We start from the raw sequence: 446 nt of genomic DNA, 5'->3' as shown, positions 1-446 counted from the left end.
AATTATAGCCATTACTTTGCATCTGGCATCATGGGAAGGCCCATCTCAGGGGAAAACCCAGCTACCACACTCCTAAAGAAACAGTTTACATCGTGTACGGCAGGTCATAATCACTTACTTGATTTCTCTGAACGTACTTTGGCCAGTGGTAGCAAGATCATGGGCTTGACGGCGGGATGCTTCGTTGACTTCCCAATGTCTTATGCACATGCTTCACAGCATATGTGGTGGTCAGGTATCGTCCATAAACGGGACGTAGTTAAAGGGCAGTACGACATTGAGACGATTAATATGAAGAGATTGAAGAAGGACTTCCTATAATGTTAAAGCCTAAAACAACATCGGTGTATGACTTGAATAACTTAGAGCCTGTGCTGGACGATAGATACATTGTCGATCCAGAGTTTGATGAAGAAGGTGAGCGAGAGCTTATTAAAATCCACATG

Annotated in this window: 1 protein-coding gene; it reads left to right on the top strand. The window is 43.5% G+C overall.

All coding sequences use genetic code 11. The annotated features are described in order from the left end of the window. Nucleotides 1-321: hypothetical protein (locus AC3DEV_RS17055; RefSeq protein WP_488372882.1), on the top strand; the 321-nt coding region annotated here is incomplete at its 5' end. Nucleotides 322-446 lie beyond the last annotated feature (125 nt).

This window comes from Dietzia sp. IBK-p2-15D, from assembly GCF_057773105.1.
The sequence above is the reverse complement of the archived record's forward strand: the minus strand, read 5'-3'. Positions and strand labels throughout refer to the sequence as shown.